This is a genomic window from Oleiphilus sp. HI0079 (assembly GCF_001635105.1).
In genome coordinates, this window is record NZ_LWFT01000199.1 from 1 (window position 1) to 716 (window position 716).

At 44.7% G+C, this 716-nt stretch carries 2 protein-coding genes; both read right to left on the reverse strand.

From position 1 onward, the window contains the following. Nucleotides 1-115: 115 nt before the first annotated feature. Nucleotides 116-349 carry a DUF1161 domain-containing protein gene (locus A3750_RS02840; RefSeq protein ID WP_068454712.1) on the reverse strand — a complete coding sequence of 78 codons (234 nt, stop codon included), beginning with the start codon at nucleotides 347-349 and terminating at the stop codon, nucleotides 116-118. 115 nt (nucleotides 350-464) lie between these two features. After that, nucleotides 465-716 (reverse strand): hypothetical protein (locus tag A3750_RS02845; protein ID WP_197474842.1); only part of this gene is annotated, 252 nt, incomplete at its 5' end.

Consider the following 716-nt stretch of genomic DNA (forward strand, 5'->3'; position numbering starts at 1 on the left):
TTTGAAATGCGAAGCAACGAGCATCGATGCTTAGAAGAGGTTTGGCCTTGTTTACTCTGACGAATCAACTCAGTAAGCGCTCATCCATCAAGCCAGTCAAAGTTCTATCAGCAAACTAACCTTTCACATACATGATTTTTTTGGTGCCACCCTCGCAGCTCCCAACTTGCTCGCCTTCAGCAGCGTCGCTTTTACCAACGATTGTCAGCTTGAAACTTTTAACGCCGTTATTCTTAATCTTCGCTTCAATCTCGTCCTTCAGCTCATCACAGTCTTTGAGTTCTGCACTGGCAAGCAAAGGCGCTAAAAGCAAAGCAATGGCAAAAGGCCAAGCAATTAGATTTTTCATGAGTCGTCTCCGGTCGAGTTAAGTCGCATTTGGAGACTAGTCGAGATTCTCTCTTTTGCTGCCCGTAAACCGGTCAATGCCCAAAACTACGCATGATGCGTATTTGACGATGACGCTATGCAGGATCTACTTCAAACAAAACAACTTTACGGGCTCCGTTATAGCAAAATCCTATCTCTTTACCTTCCACCTTATCATCGGCTTCATAGATACGAACATATGACCCTGAATCACCTTTGTCCTTCAGTTCCTGTTCGACCTTGGCCTTTAGTTTCTTACAGTCTTGATCTGCAGCGATAGCTGGTGCGCTTACACCAATCACAGCAGCAAGTAGGGCCGTTTGAGCAATATATGATTTCATCCACTT